The following is an 18,522-nucleotide window of genomic DNA, read 5'->3' as shown; positions in this document are numbered from 1 at the left end:
ACGCAAGCCACCTTGGAGGGGGTGAGGGCGGGGCGCAAGGGACAGAAGGAGATGGGGAGTTGGACTTTCCTTTACCCGCCCTTGGAGCCCCGTCCTTGGAGACCCGCCCTCGGAAACCGGTCGGAGATCAGGGCCGGGTCGCGCGCTCCAGCTCCACCAGTACGGAGTAGTACGAGCGGCCCGTCGCATGGTCCATGCCGACCTCGCACATCCGGTTCGCCGACAGATGGGCGTCGTACGCGCGGGCCGTGACCTCCGCGGCCTCCTTCGCCGTGGCGGACTCGGTCAACTCCTTGTGGAGCATGCCGCGGTCGCCCGCGAAGCCGCAGCAGCCCGCGTCGTCCGGCAGCACCACCTCGTCGGCACAGGCCTCGGCCACGGCTCTCAACTGGTCCACATCGCCCAGGTGTTCCATGGAGCACGTCGGGTGCAGCACGGCGGAGCCGATCGTGCGCTCGATGGTGAGGCGCGGCAGCAGCTCCTGCGCGGCCCAGACCAGGGAGTCCACGATGGTCAGCTCCGCGTGCAACTCCCGGTTGTCGTCGGTGAGATACGGCACCACCTCGTGCGCGATGCCCAGCGTGCACGAGGAGGCGTCCACCACGAGGGGCAGCCGGCCGCCACCGGTCCAGGCCCAGGCCGCCTCGACGATCCGGTTCGCCATCACCTTGTTGCCCTCGTCGTAGCCCTTGGAGTGCCAGATCGTGGCGCAGCACGTCCCGGCCACGTTGTCCGGGATCCACACCGGCTTGCCCGCGCGCGCGGAGACCGCGACAACGGCCTGAGGCAGCGATACGTCTCCGGGGGTGCCGAAAATGCGGTTCACGCACGCCGGGTAGTAGACGGCCGTGGCCCCCACGCGCGCGGTACGCGGTAGCTTCCGGGCCGCCGCGGCAGGTACCTCCGGCAGCCACTCGGGAACCAGGTCGGGCCGGATCGCCTTGCGCGCGGCGCCCGTCACGGCCGTGAGGAGGCGGTCGCCGATCTTGTCCGCAGCCGCCACCGCGAGCCGGGCCGAGGCCTCCACCGCCTTGAAGTTCTTCGCGGTGAGCGCGGCCGTCCGCTCCTCGCGCGGCGAGTGACGGGCGTGCCGGAAGCCCTTCATGAACGCCCCCGTGTCGATGCCGACCGGGCAGGCCAGCTTGCACGTGGAGTCACCGGCGCAGGTGTCCACGGCGTCGTACCCGTAGGCGTCGATCAGCTCGCTCTCCACCGGTGAACCGGCGGACTGGCGCATCATCTCGCGGCGCAGCACGATCCGCTGGCGCGGCGTGGTCGTCAAGTCCTCGCTGGGGCACGTGGGTTCGCAGAAGCCGCACTCGATGCACGGGTCGGCGATCAGCTCCACCTTGGGGATCGTCTTGAGGCCCCGCAGATGAGCTTTCGGGTCGCGGTCCAGGACGATACGCGGTGCGAGCACCCCGTCCGGGTCGATGACCTGCTTGGTACGCCACATCAACTCCGTGGCCCGGGCGCCCCATTCGAGTTCCAGGAAGGGGGCGATGTTGCGGCCCGTCGCGTGCTCCGCCTTCAGGGAGCCGTCGAACCTGTCTACCGTGAGGCGGCAGAACTCGTCCATGAACGCCGCGTACCGCTCCACGTCCGCGGGCTTCGCCGCGTCGAACGCCAGCAGGAAGTGCAGATTGCCGTGGGCCGCGTGCCCCGCCACCGCGGCATCGAAGCTGTGCCGCGTCTGCAGTTCGAGCAGCGCCTCGCAGGCCTCCGCGAGCCGCGCGGGGGGCACCGCGAAGTCCTCCGTGATGAGCGTGGTACCCGAAGGGCGCGAGCCGCCGACCGCCGTCACGAACGCCTTGCGCGCCTTCCAGTAGCCCGCGATGGTCTTCGCGTCCCGTGTGAACTCATTGGTCACCGAGGCGACGGGCGCGACGAGTTCGAGTCCTTCGAGGGCCTTCGCCGCCGCCGTCTCGTAGGCGGCCTGCGCGGTCTCGCCCGGGGCGCGGAACTCGACGAGCAGAGCCGTCGTCTCCTTGGGCAGCTCGGCCCAGTCCTGCGGCACACCCTGCACGCTGACCGAGGCGCGCAGTGTATTGCCGTCCATCAACTCCACGGCCAGGGCGCCCGCCTCGTTGAACACCGGTACCGCCGCCGCGGCCGCGGGCAGGGAGGGGAAGAACAGCAGCGCCGTCGACACCTTCCGGTCCAACGGCAGGGTGTCGAAGACGACTTCGGAGATGAACCCGAAGGTGCCCTCCGAACCCACCATCAGGCCGCGCATGATCTCCACCGGCGTCCCACCGTCGAGGAAGGCGTCGAGACGGTACCCGTTCGTGTTCTTGATCTCGTACTTGGCGCGGATCCTGCGGGTGAGCTCCGCGTCCTCCTCGATCTCCCGCTTGATCGCCAACAGGGCCTCGCAGAGCGCCGGTTCGGCATGCGCCAGATCCTCGTCCGCGCGCGGGTCGCCCGTGTCGACGACGGTGCCCGACGGCAGTACGAAGGTGAGGGAGGAGACCGTCCTGTACGAGTTCCGGGTCGTGCCCGCCGTCATCCCCGACGCGTTGTTCGCCACCACGCCGCCCACCGTGCAGGCGATCGCGCTCGCGGGGTCGGGGCCGAGGACGCGCCCGTGCCGCGCGAGCGTGGCGTTCGCCCGCACGATCGTGGTGCCGGGGCCGATCCGCGCGCGCGAACCGTCGCCGAGCACCTCGATGCCCGCCCAGAACTTGCGGACGTCGACCAGGATGTCCTCGCCCTGCGCCTGGCCGTTCAGCGACGTGCCCGCCGCGCGGAAGACGACCTCGCGGCCCTTGCCGTGCGCGTAGGAGAGTACCGCCGACACGTCGTCGATGTCCTCGGCGATCACCACGACCTGCGGCACGAAGCGGTACGGGCTGGCGTCCGACGCGTAGCGCACCAGGTCCGAGATCTTGGTGAGCACCTTGTCCGCGCCGAGCAGCCGCGTCAGCTCCGAGCGGAGCGGTTCGGGCGTGCCCCCGGCCTGCCGGTCCGCGACCCGGTCGGGCGCCGGGCCCGACGGTCGGGCTCCGGGGCGCAGGGCTTCCGGCTTCGGCTCCAGCAGCGGCATGGCCTCTCCTCGATCGCTGTCAGTGTTCCGGCGCTGTCAGCACTCCGGCGCGCGCGGGGACTCGAACAGTGCGTTCAGCAAGACCGTCAGCTGCGCGCGCTGCTCCTTGTCCAACGGTGCCAGGATCTCCTCTGCCGCGGCGCGGCGCGCGCTGCGCAGCTCCCGCAGGGCGGCCCGCCCCTTGTCGGTGAGCTCGATGCGGATGACCCGGCGGTTCGTGGGATCCGGCGCACGGCGCACCATGTCGGCCGCCTCCAGACCGTCCACCGTCGTCGTCACGGCGCGCGGCACCACCTCGAGGCGCTGCGCGAGATCGGCCATGCGCGGCGGCGTGTCGTAGTGCACCAGCGTGCGCAGCAGCCGGGACTGCGCGGGGGTGATCCCCACCGGCTCGAGCTGGCGGCGCTGTATCCGCTGCAGGCGGCGCGTCAGCCGCAGTAGCTGCTCGGCGAGGAAACCGTCGGCGTCCGGTGTCTTCATGTCGGGAACATTATCAGGACCCCGTGCATTGTGAATAGAGGTAACAATGCACTATGCTCCTCAAGGTTCGATCTCTGAAGTCTCTAGGAGGCCCATGCCCCGCGACGAAATCCGCTGGACGCCGCCTCCCGATGCCGAAGCATCGGGACAGCCGCGCCAGGTCCGCCGCATCCTGTCCCTGTTCCGCCCCTACCGCGGCCGACTCGCCCTCGTCGGGCTGCTGGTCGCAGCCGCGTCCCTGGTCACGGTCGCGACGCCGTTCCTGCTCAAGGAGATCCTCGACGTCGCCATCCCGCAGGGCCGCACCGGCCTGCTCGGCCTGCTCGCCCTCGGCATGATCGTCAGCGCCGTCGTGACAAGCGTCTTCGGCGTCCTGCAGACGCTGATCTCGACGACGGTCGGCCAGCGCGTCATGCACGATCTGCGCACCGCCGTCTACGGCCGGTTGCAGAGCATGTCCCTCGCCTTCTTCACCAAGACCCGCACCGGCGAGGTCCAGTCCCGCATCGCCAACGACATCGGCGGCATGCAGGCGACCGTGACCTCCACCGCGACCTCCCTCGTCTCGAACCTGACGAGCGTCGTCGCCACGGTCGTCGCGATGATCGCCCTCGACTGGCGCCTGACGATCGTCTCCCTGCTTCTGCTGCCGGTCTTCGTGTGGATCAGCCGCCGGGTCGGCCGCGAGCGCAAGAAGATCGCCACGCAGCGCCAGAAGCAGATGGCGGCAATGGCCGCCACGGTCACCGAGTCCCTCTCCGTCAGCGGCATCCTGCTCGGCCGCACCATGGGCCGCGCCGACTCGCTCACCAAGTCCTTCGCCGACGAGTCGGACGAACTGGTCGGCCTGGAGGTCAGGTCGAACATGGCGGGGCGCTGGCGGATGGCCGTCATCAGCATCGTCATGGCCGCCATGCCCGCGGTCATCTACTGGGCGGCCGGCATCGCCCTGCACTTCGGTGGCCCCACCGTCTCCATCGGCACACTCGTCGCGTTCGTCTCCCTGCAGCAGGGACTGTTCCGGCCGACCGTGAGCCTGCTCCAGACCGGCGTCCAGCTCCAGACCTCGCTCGCCCTGTTCCAGCGCATCTTCGAGTACCTGGACCTCCCGGTCGACATCACCGAGCGTGCGGACGCGATCCGCCTCGACACCGTGAAGGGCGAGGTCCGCTTCGAGAACGTCGAGTTCCGCTATGCCACCGAAGACGCCGCTGACGAGCGGCAGAACGCGATCCTGGACGGCATCGACCTCACCGTCCCCGCGGGCGGCAGCCTCGCCGTCGTCGGACCCACCGGTTCCGGCAAGTCCACGCTCAGCTATCTGGTGCCGCGGCTCTACGACGTCACGGGCGGCCGCGTCACGCTCGACGGCGTGGACGTACGCGACCTGGACTTCGACACCCTCGCGCGCGCGATCGGCGTGGTCTCCCAGGAGACGTACCTGTTCCACGCCTCGGTGGCCGAGAACCTGCGGTTCGCCAAGCCCGACGCCACCGACGAGGAAATGCACGCGGCGGCCCGGGCGGCCCAGATCCACGAGCACATAGCCGCGCTTCCGGACGGCTACGACACCGTGGTCGGCGAGCGTGGCCACCGCTTCTCCGGAGGCGAGAAGCAGCGCCTGGCCATCGCCCGCACCATCCTGCGGGACCCGCCCGTGCTCATCCTCGACGAGGCGACCAGCGCGCTCGACACCCGCACCGAGCACGCCGTGCAGGAGGCCATCGACGCGCTCTCCGCCAACCGCACGACGCTCACGATCGCGCACCGCCTCTCCACGGTCCGCGGCGCCGAGCAGATCGTGGTCCTGGACTCCGGGCGCATAGCCGAGCGCGGCACGCACGAGGAATTGCTCGGCCGCGAGGGCCGTTACGCGGCGCTGGTGCGGCGGGACGCGCGCGTGGAAGCGGCGGCGTGACGGGCGGCCTGCCCGAGCCACCATGACATCGGCGCGAACAGTGGGGAGAGTCCGTGAGGGAGCCAAGGAGCGCCGATATATGGCAGGGATGTACTGACACACGGGTTACCGTTCCGGCATGCAAACGGAGACTCCGCGACGGAACACGACGCGCATCACGCGCCGAGGGCGCGTCGCCCTGACGGTGACGGGGGCCGTCGTGGCGGCTACCGCCGTCGCGGTACCACTGGTCCTATCGGGCGAGGACGAGACGGACCAGGTTCTGACCATTCCGGAGGGCTGGCGTTCGGGGCAGGTGTACGACGCCGTCGACAAGGCGCTCGACGTCCCGTCCGGCACCACGAAGAAGGCCGCACCCAAGGCGCACCTCAAGCTTCCGGGCGACGCGGGTGGCAACGCCGAGGGGTACCTCTTCCCGGCGACGTATCCCTTGAGCGACAGGTCGACGCCGCAGTCGGTCCTTGCGTACATGGTCCACACGGCCAACAAGAGGTTCGGCGGCAGTGGCACCACCGCGGGCGCCGAGAGCAACGCCGTCAACCCGTACCAGCGCGTCATCATCGCGAGCATCGTGCAGGCCGAGGCGGACAACCAGGAGGACATGGGCAGGGTCGCCCGCGTCATATACAACCGGCTCGATCACGGGATGCCGTTGCAGATGGACTCCACCATCAACTACGCGCTCGGCCGCTCCACGTTGGACACCACCCACGCCGACACCAAGATCAACAACCCGTACAACACCTACGCGCGCAAGGGGCTGCCGCCCACCCCGATCGGTAACCCGGGGGAGCAGGCGATGCGGGCGGCGTCCAGTCCGACGGCGGGCGACTGGCTGTACTTCGTGACGGTCAAGCCGGGGGACACACGCTTCACCGCGGACCTGGCCGTGCAGGAGAAGAACGTGACGGAGTTCAACAAGATCCAGGCGAAGGCCAAGAACAAGGACTGACGGGGCGTACCGGGGTACCGGGGCGCCGGGGTGTCGGGCAGCAGGGCGGTACCCACTTGTTCGGTTCGGGGCGCCCGAGTGTGGCGCCTCACGCCGTGACCGGTGCCCTCCGGTCGAGTAGCCGCTGGATGTCGCGGACCGCGGCGCGCCCCGCGCGGTTCGCGCCGATCGTGCTTGCCGACGGGCCGTAGCCGACCAGGTGGATGCGGGGGTCGAGGGCCGCATGGGTGCCCTCGACGCGGATCCCGCCGCCCGCTTCCCGCAGCTTCAGCGGCGCCAGATGCTCGATGGACGCACGGAAACCGGTGGCCCAGAGGATCACGTCGGCCGCCACCTCGTGCCCGTCGTCCCAGGCCACGCCGGTCGGCGTGATCCGGTCGAACATGGGGTGCCGGTCGAGGACACCGTTCGCACGCGCCGCGCGGATCGCATCGTTCACCGGAAGCCCGGTCACCGACACCACGCTCAGCGGCGCGAGCCCCTGGCGTACCCGCTCCTCGACCGCCGCCACGGCGGCCCGCCCCTGGTCCTCGCCGAAGGGGCCCTCGCGGAAGACGGGCGGCCGGCGGGTCACCCAGGTCGTCGCGGCGGCGTACGGAGCGATCTCCATCAGGTGCTGCGTCCCGGAGGCCCCGCCACCCACCACCACTCCGCGCTGACCTGCGAACTCCTCGGGTCCCTGGTACTGCGCGGTGTGCAGCTGCCGCCCGCGGAAGGTCTCCTGTCCCGGGTAGCGCGGCCAGAACGGCCGGTCCCAGGTGCCCGTCGCGTTGATCAGGGCTCGCGTGGACCACACCCCGTCCGAGGTCTCGACGAGCAGCCGCCCCTCCTCCCCTTCGCGTACCGCCCGCACATCGACCGGGCGCCGTACGCGCAGGTCGAAGGCCTCCTCGTACGAAGAGAAGTACCCGGATATGACCTCCGAGGACGGGCGCGCGGGGTCGGCGCCGGTCAGCTCCACGCCGGGCAGCGCGTGCATGCCGTGCACCTTGCCGTACGTGAGTGAGGGCCACCGGAACTGCCAGGCGCCGCCGGGGCGGGGCGCGTGGTCGAGGACGACGAAGTCCCGCTCGGGCTCGAAGCCCACGCGGCGCAGGTGGTAGGCGGCGGACAGACCGGCCTGTCCGGCGCCGATGACCACCACGTCGACCGGGCGGGCCGAGGTGGTGGCGGTGTCGTCTCGTACCCCGATGTCGTTCACATTTCTACTAACTCCATCGGCGCGCGAGATCTTCCCGCCGGGGGATCAGGACTCCAGGATCAGGACTCCGAGATCAGGACTCCTTGTCGTAGGTGCGCGGAGCGGTGGTGGAGGGCGGCAGCTTGCCGTTGAAGCGGGTGTCGACGTACTTCGAGAAGTCGACCTTGGACGGGATCAGCTTCAACTGGGTGAAGGTGTCGGCGATTTGCTGCTCGGACGCGATGACGCCCTTGTCGACGGCGACCGTGACACGTGTGCCGTTCGTACGCTTCACCGCGTCGTACGCCGCCCCGTACGGCAGTCCGGTGTCCTTGGCCCACACCTTCGCCCAGGCCTGCGGATGCTTGTAGACCCAGTCCTGGGCGCGCCGCAGCCGGTCGAGATAGTCCTTGATGGCGGCGGACTTCTTCTTGTCGGCGAGCGCGATGGGGGAGGCGACCTGGAAGGCGAGCCCGTTGGTGACCCCGTCGCCGTCGGTGAGCACGCGACCGAGCTTCGCGCGCAGCGCTTGCGAGGTGTACGGGTCCCAGACGGCCCACGCGTCGACCTTGCCCGCGGTGAACGCGGCCAGCGCGTCGGCCGGCTGCAGGTACTTGACCTTCACGTCCTTCAGCGTGAGCCCGACCTTCTTGAGCGAGGCGACGAGCTGGTAGTGCGCCGAGGATCCCTGGGCCACCGCGATCGACCTGCCCTTGAGCCCCGCCGGACTCTTCAGCTTGGAGTCCTTCGGGACCAGGATGGTGTCACCCTTGGCGGTTCCGTGGCTGGCGGACACCACCTTGATCTTCGAGTCGGCGCCGGCCGCGAAGACCGGGGGTGTGTTGCCGACGCCGCCGATGTCCACGGCCTTGGCGTTGATGGCTTCGAGGAGTGGCGGCCCCGAGGTGAACGTGGACCAGCGAATCTTGTAGTCCAGGTCGTCGAGTTCACCGGCAGCCCTGAGTATCGCCTCCGAACCACCCTTCTGGTCACCGACGTTGAGGGTGAGTGACCCCTTTCCGTCGATGCCGCCGCCACTTCCGCCGCTGCCGGTGGAGGTGCTGGCGGTGGAGGCGCCGGAGCAGCCGGCGAGCAGGAGGGCGAGGGGAGCGAGGAGGGCGCCGGCTGTGAGGGGACGTCGCATGACAAGTCCGATCAGGGGAGGGTAGGGGGCGGGGGTTGGGATGGGCGTGAGCGGGGGTGAGTGGAGGCGAGCGGGCGGTCTGGGTCAGTGGGAGGACTCTTCCGAGCCGTCCACGCCCAGTCGGTTCAGCAGCTCGGCGCGCAGCTCGGCGAAGCGCGGATCGGTGAGATCGCGCGGCCGGTCCAGATCGATACGGGTCTCGTGGGCGATGACACCGTCGTCCATGACGAGCACACGGTCGGCGAGCAGCACGGCCTCCTCGACATCGTGTGTCACCAACAGGACCGCGCAGCCCCGCCGTTGCCACAACTCGCCGACCAGGCGTTGGGCCGTGATTCGCGTCAGTGCGTCGAGCGCGCCGAACGGCTCGTCGAGCAGCAGTAGATCGGGCTCACGCACCAGGGCGCGGGCGAGCGAGGCACGCTGGGCCTCGCCGCCGGACAGCGTCTTGGGCCAGGCGTCCGTACGATGCCCGAGCCCCACCTCCTCCAACGCCCGCTCGGCCGCGGCCCGTTCGGGCTTGCCCGGCAGGCCGAGCAGTACGTTGCGCCAGACCCGCTTCCACGGCATGAGCCGCGGCGCCTGGAACGCGACGGCCTTGCGCCGCGGCACGAGTACGGTGCCCTCGATGTCGCGGTCGAGCCCGGCGAGGATGCGCAGCAGCGTGGACTTGCCGCATCCGCTGCGTCCGAGCAGGGCAACGAACTCCCCTGGCCGTACATCGAGTTGAAGGTCATCGATGACGGCGCGCCCGTCGAAGGAGCGGGAAAGCCCTTCGACGCGGACGGCGGAACCGGCGCCGACAGTGGTCTCAGGGGCGGTGGTCACCGGCCGGTGAACGTCGGTCGCCATTGCAGCAGCAGCCTTTCGAGGGAACGGACGACGAAGTCGGCGAGCAGGCCGAGGAACGCGTAGACGATCAGGCAGACGACGATGACGTCGGTACGCAGGAAGTCCCGGGCCTGCACCATCAGGAACCCGATGCCGGCGTCGGCGTTGATCTGCTCGGCGAAGACGAGCGCCAGCCACGCGATGCCGAGCGAGTACCGCAGACCGGTCATCGCCCCGGGCAGCGCACCCGGCAGCACCACATGGCGTACGAGCCCCCATCGACTGAGCCCCAACGACTCACCGGCCTCGATGAGTTGGGGGTCTACACCACGGATCCCGGCGTACACATTCAGGTACAGCGGAAAGGACACACCAAGGGTGATGATGGCGACCTTCGGTGCCTCGCCGATGCCGAACCAGATGATGAACAGCGGGATCAGCCCGACGAACGGCACGGTGCGCAGCATCTGCACGCTCGCGTCGACGAGATCCTCGCCGACCCGGAAGAGACCGGACAACAACGCGAGTCCGGTCCCGACGACGACACCGCACAGCAGCCCGACGGCGACGCGTTGCAGCGAGACACCCATGGCCGCGGGCAGCGACCCGTCGGAGACAAGGTCCGCCCCGACGCGCGCGATGGTGCCGGGCGACGCGAGCACCTCGGGCGTCAACACGCCTACAGACGTGAGGACTTGCCACAGTGCGAGCAGCAGCAGCGGCCCACTGGTGCGGCGCAGCCAACGGGGGACGCGGGTGCGGCGGGTGGAGGAGGGGACGAGGGGGACGAGTTCGGGCGACGACGCCGGGGAACCGGGCGAATCGGGGTCGGCGGATGCGCCCGGTTTTTCGGCAGGCGAAACGGGCGGAGCATGACTGATGCTCATGGCACTCCATGGCAGGCGAGGGCACGCCTCGGTGTCAGCGGGCGCGCGTCAGCGGCGCACCGTCACGGACGAACACCGAAGCGGCAGCGAAAAAGAAGGTGAGGAAAGCGAGAGGGGAGGAGAGGGCGTCAGCAGCCGGGTCGACACGCGGCAGAGGCCACCCGCAGCAGGTCGATGTGACCGCGCGTGGTGAGCATGGCTGAACGCAACATGCGGCAGAACGTATCCAGTTGTCGACGTATGGTCAACAACGTCTCAGCCCATGGACCGGCCGTCCCGGCCGCCGCTCGTCCCCACCGGGCGCCCGGCCGCCTTCCTGGGCGACAATGTACCCATGTCAGACGTCTTCACGACCCGAGTCCTGGACCTCGCCACCGGCTCCACCGAGCGCGTCGTCGACCTGACGCGCGACTGCGAGTCCTTCCTGCGCGAGGTCGCCCACGGCCGCGACGGCCTCCTCAACCTCTTCGTCCCGCACGCCACGGCGGGCATCGCCATCATCGAGACGGGCGCCGGCAGCGACGACGACCTCCTCGCCGCCCTCCACACCCTCCTCCCCGCGGACGACCGCTGGCAGCACAGCCACGGCTCCCCGGGCCACGGCCGCGACCACGTCCTCCCGGCGCTCGTGCCACCGCATGCGACGTTGCCGGTGGTGGGGGGTGGTCTTGAGCTGGGGACGTGGCAGTCGGTGTGTCTGGTGGATACGAACGTGGACAATGCCAACCGTCACGTTCGGTTGAGCTTCTTTGGTGGGTGAGTTTGTCGTCCCAGGACCGACTCGGGCCGCCGTCGCCGTCGGCCGGCCGGCTATTCGGGGAACGGGCCGCGTACGGACACTCCTCCGTCGAGGACGATCTGTTGCCCCGTGACGTAGCGTGCCGCGTCCGAGGCCAGGTAGACGGCGGCCGCGGCCATTTCCTCCGGCGTTCCGTAGCGCCCGGCCGGGATCTCCGGGACCCAGTCACCGGCCGGCCCGGCCTGGTTGACCGCGATGTTGATGGCTCCGCCGGCGACGATGTTCATCCGGATGCCGTCGGCCGCGTACTCGGCGGCAACGGTGCGCGCCAGGCTGTAAAGACCGGCCTTCGCGGCGCCGTATCCGGCCTGCTCCGGTGCGGCCATGAACCCGGCGACCGAACCGATGCTGACGATGTTCCCGCCCGTGCCTTGTTCCAGGAACAGTTGGAGTACGCGCCGTACGGCACGCACCACGTAGCGCAGGTTCACCTCGTAGACGGTGTCCCAGTCCTCGTCCCTCATCTGGTGGAGTTTGACCGCGGGTATGAACGCGACCTGCCCGCCGACGACCGTGACCAGGGTGTCCAGACCGCCGAGCCGCTCGGCAGCGCCGGTGACCATGTCGTCGAGCTGCTCACGCGAGCGGACGTCGCCGCTGATCGCGTGGGCCGTGTGCCCGGCCTTCTGCGCCTCCTCCGCAGCCTCGGTCACCCGCTCGGCGTTCACGTCGGCCACGACCATGTGCGCCCCGGCGGCGGCGTAGGCGCGGACGATCGCGCGACCGATCCCCTCACCACCCCCTCCCAGAATCAGCGCGCGCATGCCGTCGAGTCTGCCGCTCACCTCGGTCATATGCCGTCCGTACCTGTCGAGTTGACCAAGACTAGTCACGGCGCCCCTCGAGCAGTCGGCATCTTCGATCGATCGGCGGTCACCAACCGGGACAACCCGCGATCGTAGGGTCCGCTACTGCTTGACCGGGGTCGTGCCGTTCATGGCGAAGTGGGCGGAGCACTGCTCGTCGGACCGGTTGCTCGCGTTCCAGACGCAGATCCACATCGTGTGGCCGATGTTGGAGACGGAGCTTGTTTTCGCGGCGCCCCACGAGGCGTGGAAGGTGTACGCGAGGTCGTCGCTGCGGTGCAGTGCGGCGCCGCAGCTCTGGTTCATCGAGGTGTTGAGCACACCTGCGAGCTCACCGGAGCCGTTGTCGCGCAGCCAGGCGGAGCAGGTGGCGTTGTTGCCGACCCAGGACGTGTCCGCCTCGGAGCCCTTGACCTGTGCCGGGTCTTCGTTGCCGTTGATGCCGCTGATGGACGACGAGGTGACGCGGGGGGCGGCTGGTGCCGAGGACGCGGCGGTTTTGGAGGGCCGGGACGGTAAGCGCGAGATGGATGCGCTCGGTGGGGCCGTGGCGGGTGTGTCGGTCGGGGCGGCAGGGGCCGGGCGCCCGGACTTCGCGGTGGGCGAGGTCTTGTGGTTCGGGCTCGCGGAGGACGTTCGTGTCGATCCGGCCACGGTCTCGTGGGTGGTGGGTCCATGGGCGCCGGCGTCGTCCCGGGAGCCCGACGGGATGAGTACGAATGCCGCGACCGCGCCCAGGACGATCACCGCGCCCGCCGTGAGCAGGAGCCGGCGAGTGCGTGGGCGGCGGGGTGGTGCCGGGGGCGCGGTCCGGGGAGTGGGTGTCGGTGTCGGTGTCGGATCCGCATCCAGGTCCGGCGGCGGGACGGTCTTCAGCTTGCTGACCGGGGTCGTGGCGAAATCGTGCCGCGAGGTGATGCGTGACATGACCTCGGAGGGCCACGAGGGAGGCGGAACGGGTAGGTGTGCGCGGGCCGCCTCCGCCACCTTGGCGGCGGTGGGGCGGTCCCCGGGGGCGGTCGCGAGGCAGGAGTCGATGATGGCGGCAAGGTCCGCGTCCGCGGCACGTAGTGGCTCAACGTCGGGGATGACACCGGGCGTTCGGCCCGAAGCCGCGTAGAGTGCCAGCGCCCCGAGCGAGTAGACGTCCGTGGGCGCGTCCACGTTCTCGTCCCCGGCTTGCTGTTCCGGTGCCGAGAATCCCTGCGTGCCGTAACTGCCGCCGCTCCTGGTCAGCCTCGCCTGGTCCGCCGCGCGAGCGATACCGAAGTCGATCAGCTTCACGCCGTCCCGCACCAGCATGACGTTGGCCGGCTTGATGTCACGGTGCACGATCTCCAGGGCGTGCACGGCCGCCAGGCCGCCGGCCGCCTCGGCCAGCAGCAGCCACAGCGCCTCGGCGGGCAGCGGACCGCGCAGCCGGACCGCCTCGTCCACGGTGAGTCCGGGCACGTACTCGGTGGCGAACCAGGGACGCTCCGCGGTGCCGTCGCTCGCCAGCACCCGCGGGCCCACCCCGGCCGGTACCCGGTAGAGGATGCCGACCTCGCGTTCGAAGCGTTCGCCGGCGACCAGCCGTGGCCGGACGCGCTTGACGGCCGCGTAGCCCTTGTCGGAAGCCCCGAGGTAGACCTCGCCCATGCCGCCGATGCCGAGCAGGCCGATGATGTGGAAGCTGCCGATCTCCTGCGGATCGTCCGCGCCGAGCGGTTCGGCGATCGTGCCATCCGTCATCAACAGTTCCCCGACCGCTCGTGCTCACGGATGGGCAGGCTATCGACCAAGTCGGGGCAAGGCAACAGGAGTTGGCGGCAAACGCCCCTTTGGTCAGCGTGCACATTCTCGGGAGGACCGGTCCTCACGGCGCGCTCGTACACTGACGCGAGCCGAGCCGGAGGTATGTGACATGACGTACGGAATTTTCCCGCCCCAGATGCTGCCACCGGGCAGCCCCGCGGACCGGGTGCCCTCGGCGCCGCCAGGGACCATCTTCGTACTGGGGCCGGAGGGCGGGTATGCCGTGCCGCCGCGCCGGTACACGCTGCTGTTCGGGCGGGACCGTGAGGACGTGCATGTGCCGGTCGGTGTCGACGACCCGACCGTCAGCCGTCGCCACGGTGTGTTCACCTGCACGGCCACCGACAGCGACTGGTGGCTGGTCAACACCGGGAATCTGCCCATCGAACTGCCCGACGGTGTGCTGATACTGACCGGCCACAAGCGGCTCATCGAGTCCGGATACACCCCGCTGGTGATCAACTCGTCCAAGCGCCGTTCCCATCTGGTGGAGGTGCGCGTCGTGGACGAGGACGACCGCAACCCGCGCTCCGCGAGCGGTGCGGAGACCGTGGATCCCGAGACGGTCTATGAACTCGCCCCGCTGGAGCGGCTGGTGCTCACCGCGCTCGCTCGGCGCTACCTGGCGGGCCACGATGCCTTTCCGCTCCCACTGACCTGGGAGGAAACGGCCCGCCTTGCCAATGCCTCCCGGTACACGACCAAGTCCTGGAACCACAAAACGGTGGCGAACACGGTCGAGGACGTGCGCGAACGGCTGCACCGCCGGGGCGTGCGCGGGCTGTTGCGCGACGAGGTCGGTGAGCCGGTCGGCTCGACGCTCAGTGTCAACCTGATTCGGGAGCTGCTGAAGACGGCGACGTTGAGCGCGCAGGACCTGGAGTTGCTGGCCGACGACGACTGAGTGGAGTGCACGGTGTGTGTCTGTGCCCCGGCCGATGGGCGGCCGGGGCACACACCGTTTCTCAGGCCTCCGGTCCCGGCTCCCGCTCGGCCGCGGCGTGGTACGTGACATGCATCGTGCCGTGTTGCTGAGCGAAGACGGCCGCCTGATCCTGCGCCGAGCTCTGCTGCCGAGGCTCCGGCTCCGGCTCCGGCTGCGGCGGCAGTGGCTCGGTGTGGTGCGTCGTCTGCGTCACGTTGTTGTTGTCACCTACGACGAAGGTGCCGGAGACGTCCCCCGCGGTGATGTCTCCGTGAGTGGGTTCCGTGGGCATGGCCTGCCTTTCGTGGTGGGTGTGTGTCGGGGTCACGCGCCGCAGTCGGTCTGGAGGCTGTCCGACGCGGCGTTCATCGTCGAGGCCGCACTCGACGGGTCGACCTGCGAGTTCTCCGGGTCGCTCGCGTACGACTCGTAGTCGCTCGTGAGTTGCTGAGTGGCCGTCAGCATGTCGTCGAGGTCCGATTCCACCGAGCTGTCCTCGGCTTGGGAGATGGCCCCTTGCAACGTGGACTCGAGGGACTGAAGATCGCTGATGATGGTGCCGACCTGGGAACGCACCGTGCTGTCGTCGGGAGGAGTGGACGCGGCGCCCGAGTTGTAGGAGTTCATGGCGCTGTTGTACGAGTCGATCGAGTCCGCGGCGATGGCCGCGTCGGTGGAGTACTGCTGGAGATCCGAGGACAGGTCGGGGATCGCGGTCGCGCACACGGGATCGAAGCTGGGCGACGGGGTTTCGTCGGGCACCGTGTCGTCGTCGGGCACGGTGTCGTCGGCCGGCACGGTGTCGTACCCCGGGTTCGGCGAACTGACGGCGCTCGGCGCGGCGATCGGTGACGGGGTCGGCTGGTTGTTCGCGTAAACGATGGCGCCTACGCCCAGTACGGCAGCGACGCCGATCGCGCACGCTGCGGCGAGTGTTCCGCCCTTGGCCCCCGCCGCAACAGTGGCGACATGCGGCGCGTGGCCCGTGCCGGCCGCGGACGTCGTAGTGCTCGCGGAAGGCGTCGAGTGGGTCGCGGAAACGTGTGACCCCGAGAAGTCGATCCGCGGTGGTGTCGGTGCGGTGGCCGAGTGGGCGGTGGCCGAGTGTGCGCCGGTCCCGTGGGCGGTGACGTGCGACTGCGCGGCATGCGACTGTACGGCGTGCGACGACTGCGCGGCATGCGAGGAGGACATGTCGACCACCGGCCTCGTCGCCCCGTGGGCGGACGCGGACGCGGCCGTCTGCCCGTGACTCGCGGTGACGGACGCGGTGGCAGGCGTCGGGTCCGGGAGAACCGGCGCGTGCGCCAGGCCGGGCGCCGGGGCGACCGACCCGCCCCCGGCCGGCCCCATGGTGGCGATCTGCTGGGCCGCCGACTGCCCATGCAGCGCCGCGAGTTCATGCCACAGCGCCCCCGACTCGAGTACCAGGGCCGCCGTCATCGCGCCCCGCCCGATCGCCTTCCGCCGGGTGCGGGCCTCGTGCAGGAAGAACTTCTCGTCCTCCGCGAGCCCCGCGCTCCGCGCCGCCGCCCAGCCGACTCCGAGCAGGCTGCCCCACGCGTCGAACTGCCGGGACAACGCCAGCTTCGGCGAGGCGGCACGTGCCAGCGCCGAGCCGAGCTGCGCGTGTCCGCTCCGCTCCGCCCGCAGCACCGCGACGTCCAGGGCCTGGAAGTGCACCGCGACATCGTCCGGAGTGGTGTCCCGTGCCTCGACCCACAGGGTGAGTGTCCGGCAGAGCCGGTCGGCGGGGAACTCCGTCCGACGCGTGTCCAGCACGCAATCGGCGACATCCTGGGGGCAGCTGTAACCGGTCTCCGATGCGAGCAGCAGGCCGTGTCGCACCAGGCCGTCGGCGAGTGCGCCGCTGTCCGTCCGGTCGAGCAGTTCATTGAGGTGCCGGGGGGCCAGTTCGGCGCCGGACAGTGAGCCGAGCAGGTGCAGCAGGTCGCGTTCCTCGGGGCTGACCTTGTTGAGCAGCGCGGGAAGCAGTTCGGGCAGATCGGCGATGCCCGGCAGGCCCTTGCCGGTCGCGGCCGACATGGCGATGCGCCGCAGCCGGAGCGGGTTGCCGTCCACCGTGTCGCACAGCGCGTCCACGATCGGCACCTCGTCGGGCCGCAGCTCGCGGGAGAGCAGCGCCGACACCAACTCCGCTGCCGCCGCGGGCGTAAGACCCTTGAGCTCGATGGCGTGCACACCGTCGACCGTGGACCGTTCCTGTGCGGTGAAGACGAACGTGGACCGCGCGGCCATGTCGACGAGGCGGCGCAGCTCCTTCTGGTCGAGCGCCGCGTCGTCCAGGTAGATCCGCAGCCGCAGGGTCTTCAGGTGCTCCTTCAGCACCTCCCACGACGGCTTGTAGTTCGGCGCGTCGAAGCTGATGTCGAAGATCGCCTGCGCGATGTCATCGGCCGTACGTCCGCCGGCCTCGATGTAGGCGGCGCCGTCCTGGCCGAGCTCCGTCGAGCAGGCGAGATGGCGCAGCAAAGCGCTCTTGCCGACTCCGGACGCGCCCCAGATCTGCACCAACGGCCTTGCTGTGATGGCTTCTTGGAGTGTCCGCGCATCCCGTGCCCGGCCGATGAGCGGCTCGGTGGTGGAACGCGGCAGCTGGGAGATCGACGGGCGCTTGACCGGGTCCGGCGGCGTTCCACCCAGGATGCTCACGGTGTTGTTGTCGCCGATGACCACCGTTCCGGACACGTCGCCGGTCCGGATGTCTCCGGAACCGCCCGGAGCGCCGTTGTTCTGAGACATGTGCTTCCCTCGTTCTCTTCCGCGCCAGGTTCCCGGCACCAGGTCAGGCTGGCGCCGCCCCTTCGCGCGAACCCGGTGCTTTTACGTGTTCTGTCGCATTCGGCTAAGCGTTCTGCCGCATTCGGCTACGTGTGTCGTCGCATTCGGCGAGATCGCCGACGATCAGCTGGGCCCGGCCGCCGCGGCGATCCGGGCGAGGTGATCCAGGTCGTGGATGGTGATCCTGCGGTAGCCGGTCGTGATGGCGCCGGACTCCCGCAGCGCCCGCAGGGCCTTGTGGATGGACGACTCCGCCGCGCCGACCAGGGTGGCCATCTCCGGCTGTGACAGCGGAAGTTGGGCATCGAGTCGGCCGGGGCGCCCGTAGGTGACGGCGAGGTGGTGCAGGATCCTGGCAAGGCGTCCGAGTACGTCGCAGCCGGTGAAGTCGACGATCCGGCCGGTCGCCGTGCGCATCTTGGCCACGACGCTCGCGCTGAGCGCAAGCCCGATGGCAGGGTGCTGCTTTGTGCACTCCAGCAACTCGGAGCGCAGAATGTAGCGGGCCAACACCCTGCCGCACGCGGTCACGGTGCCGACGCGTGGCCGGCCGTCGATCCCGGCGAACTCCCCGACCAGGTCCCCGGCCATCCGCACCGCAAGGAGTGCCTCGCGGCCGTCCTGTGCGAGCGCGGTGACCTTCACCATGCCGCCGAGCAGGAGCAGTGCGAAATCCGATGTGTCCGCCTCGCGGATGGTGATCTGTCCGGCCGGATAGGCCACGCGGTGGCCGAGTCCCATGAGGATCGTGCGGTCGGCCTCGTCGAGCCGGCCGAGCAGCCCGGCCGGTGGCCAGTAGGCCGCGACCCCGCGAACACGTGTGGTGCTCATCGCCCCACCTCTCTTCTTGGTGCGGCCGAAACCGCACAAGCCGTATTAGTAGCCGTTCCGCCCGGGGACCCCTCCTCTACGGTCTCGTCAATCATCTTGTCCACACCGGATGTCCCGGACGACG

At 69.9% G+C, this 18,522-nt stretch carries 16 protein-coding genes; 4 read left to right on the top strand and 12 right to left on the bottom strand.

The annotated features are described in order from the left end of the window. Positions 1-127: 127 nt before the first annotated feature. Positions 128-3,046: an FAD-binding and (Fe-S)-binding domain-containing protein gene (locus ABT004_RS03130; RefSeq protein ID WP_351331082.1), complete on the bottom strand. Its 2,919-nt coding sequence runs from the start codon at positions 3,044-3,046 to the stop codon at positions 128-130. Positions 3,047-3,082: 36 nt separating this feature from the next. After that, entirely contained in the window at positions 3,083-3,526 is a 444-nt protein-coding gene (locus ABT004_RS03125; RefSeq protein WP_351331081.1) for a MarR family winged helix-turn-helix transcriptional regulator, read from the bottom strand. A 94-nt stretch (positions 3,527-3,620) separates the two neighbouring features. On the opposite strand from ABT004_RS03125, the gene ABT004_RS03120 reads away from it, so the two are divergent. Then, the gene (locus ABT004_RS03120; RefSeq protein ID WP_351331080.1) at positions 3,621-5,444 is read left to right on the top strand and encodes an ABC transporter ATP-binding protein; all 1,824 of its coding nucleotides are present in this window, start codon (positions 3,621-3,623) and stop codon (positions 5,442-5,444) included. A 118-nt stretch (positions 5,445-5,562) separates the two neighbouring features. Continuing rightward, a complete protein-coding gene (gene mltG / locus ABT004_RS03115) occupies positions 5,563-6,396 on the top strand; it encodes an endolytic transglycosylase MltG (RefSeq protein WP_351331079.1) in 834 nt (277 codons plus the stop codon). 88 nt (positions 6,397-6,484) lie between these two features. Here the strand turns inward: mltG and ABT004_RS03110 are convergent, their stop codons facing one another. The 5 genes from ABT004_RS03110 to ABT004_RS03090 form a co-directional block, all read right to left on the bottom strand. Beyond that, a complete protein-coding gene (locus ABT004_RS03110; protein ID WP_351331078.1) occupies positions 6,485-7,597 on the bottom strand; it encodes an NAD(P)-binding domain-containing protein in 1,113 nt (370 codons plus the stop codon). Between the two features lie 73 nt (positions 7,598-7,670). Further along, on the bottom strand, positions 7,671-8,720 hold the full coding sequence (locus tag ABT004_RS03105) for an ABC transporter substrate-binding protein (protein ID WP_351331077.1): 1,050 nt from the start codon (positions 8,718-8,720) through the stop codon (positions 7,671-7,673). Positions 8,721-8,804: 84 nt separating this feature from the next. Continuing rightward, the gene (locus ABT004_RS03100; protein ID WP_351331076.1) at positions 8,805-9,572 is read right to left on the bottom strand and encodes an ABC transporter ATP-binding protein; all 768 of its coding nucleotides are present in this window, start codon (positions 9,570-9,572) and stop codon (positions 8,805-8,807) included. After that, complete coding sequence (locus ABT004_RS03095) at positions 9,545-10,438, bottom strand: ABC transporter permease (protein ID WP_351331075.1); 894 nt, start codon at positions 10,436-10,438, stop codon at positions 9,545-9,547. The genes ABT004_RS03100 and ABT004_RS03095 overlap by 28 nt, the downstream gene beginning before the upstream one ends. 128 nt (positions 10,439-10,566) lie before the next feature. After that, positions 10,567-10,635 (bottom strand): putative leader peptide, encoded by a 69-nt coding sequence (locus ABT004_RS03090; protein WP_351331176.1) that lies wholly within the window; start codon positions 10,633-10,635, stop codon positions 10,567-10,569. 137 nt (positions 10,636-10,772) lie between these two features. Between ABT004_RS03090 and ABT004_RS03085 the strand changes: the two genes are divergently transcribed. Then, complete coding sequence (locus ABT004_RS03085; protein WP_351331074.1) at positions 10,773-11,198, top strand: YjbQ family protein; 426 nt, start codon at positions 10,773-10,775, stop codon at positions 11,196-11,198. A gap of 50 nt (positions 11,199-11,248) precedes the next feature. On the opposite strand, the gene ABT004_RS03080 is transcribed toward ABT004_RS03085, so the two are convergent. Together ABT004_RS03080 and ABT004_RS03075 are read right to left on the bottom strand one after the other, a co-directional pair. Continuing rightward, entirely contained in the window at positions 11,249-12,031 is a 783-nt protein-coding gene (locus tag ABT004_RS03080; RefSeq protein ID WP_351331073.1) for an SDR family NAD(P)-dependent oxidoreductase, read from the bottom strand. A 114-nt stretch (positions 12,032-12,145) separates the two neighbouring features. Beyond that, entirely contained in the window at positions 12,146-13,777 is a 1,632-nt protein-coding gene (locus tag ABT004_RS03075) for a serine/threonine-protein kinase (RefSeq protein ID WP_351331072.1), read from the bottom strand. A gap of 172 nt (positions 13,778-13,949) precedes the next feature. Here ABT004_RS03075 and ABT004_RS03070 point away from each other — a divergent pair, with 172 nt between their 5' ends. Then, complete coding sequence (locus ABT004_RS03070) at positions 13,950-14,744, top strand: FHA domain-containing protein (protein ID WP_351331071.1); 795 nt, start codon at positions 13,950-13,952, stop codon at positions 14,742-14,744. Positions 14,745-14,805: 61 nt separating this feature from the next. Here the strand turns inward: ABT004_RS03070 and ABT004_RS03065 are convergent, their stop codons facing one another. The 3 genes from ABT004_RS03065 to ABT004_RS03055 form a co-directional block, all read right to left on the bottom strand. After that, complete coding sequence (locus ABT004_RS03065; RefSeq protein ID WP_351331070.1) at positions 14,806-15,057, bottom strand: hypothetical protein; 252 nt, start codon at positions 15,055-15,057, stop codon at positions 14,806-14,808. A 32-nt stretch (positions 15,058-15,089) separates the two neighbouring features. Further along, positions 15,090-17,528 (bottom strand): ATP-binding protein, encoded by a 2,439-nt coding sequence (locus ABT004_RS03060; RefSeq protein WP_351331069.1) that lies wholly within the window; start codon positions 17,526-17,528, stop codon positions 15,090-15,092. A 162-nt stretch (positions 17,529-17,690) separates the two neighbouring features. Then, entirely contained in the window at positions 17,691-18,398 is a 708-nt protein-coding gene (locus ABT004_RS03055; RefSeq protein ID WP_351331068.1) for a Crp/Fnr family transcriptional regulator, read from the bottom strand. Positions 18,399-18,522 lie beyond the last annotated feature (124 nt).

Origin of the sequence: Streptomyces sp. NPDC002790, from assembly GCF_040295505.1 — a bacterium.
GTDB lineage: Bacteria > Actinomycetota > Actinomycetes > Streptomycetales > Streptomycetaceae > Streptomyces.
The sequence above is the reverse complement of the archived record's forward strand: the minus strand, read 5'-3'. Positions and strand labels throughout refer to the sequence as shown.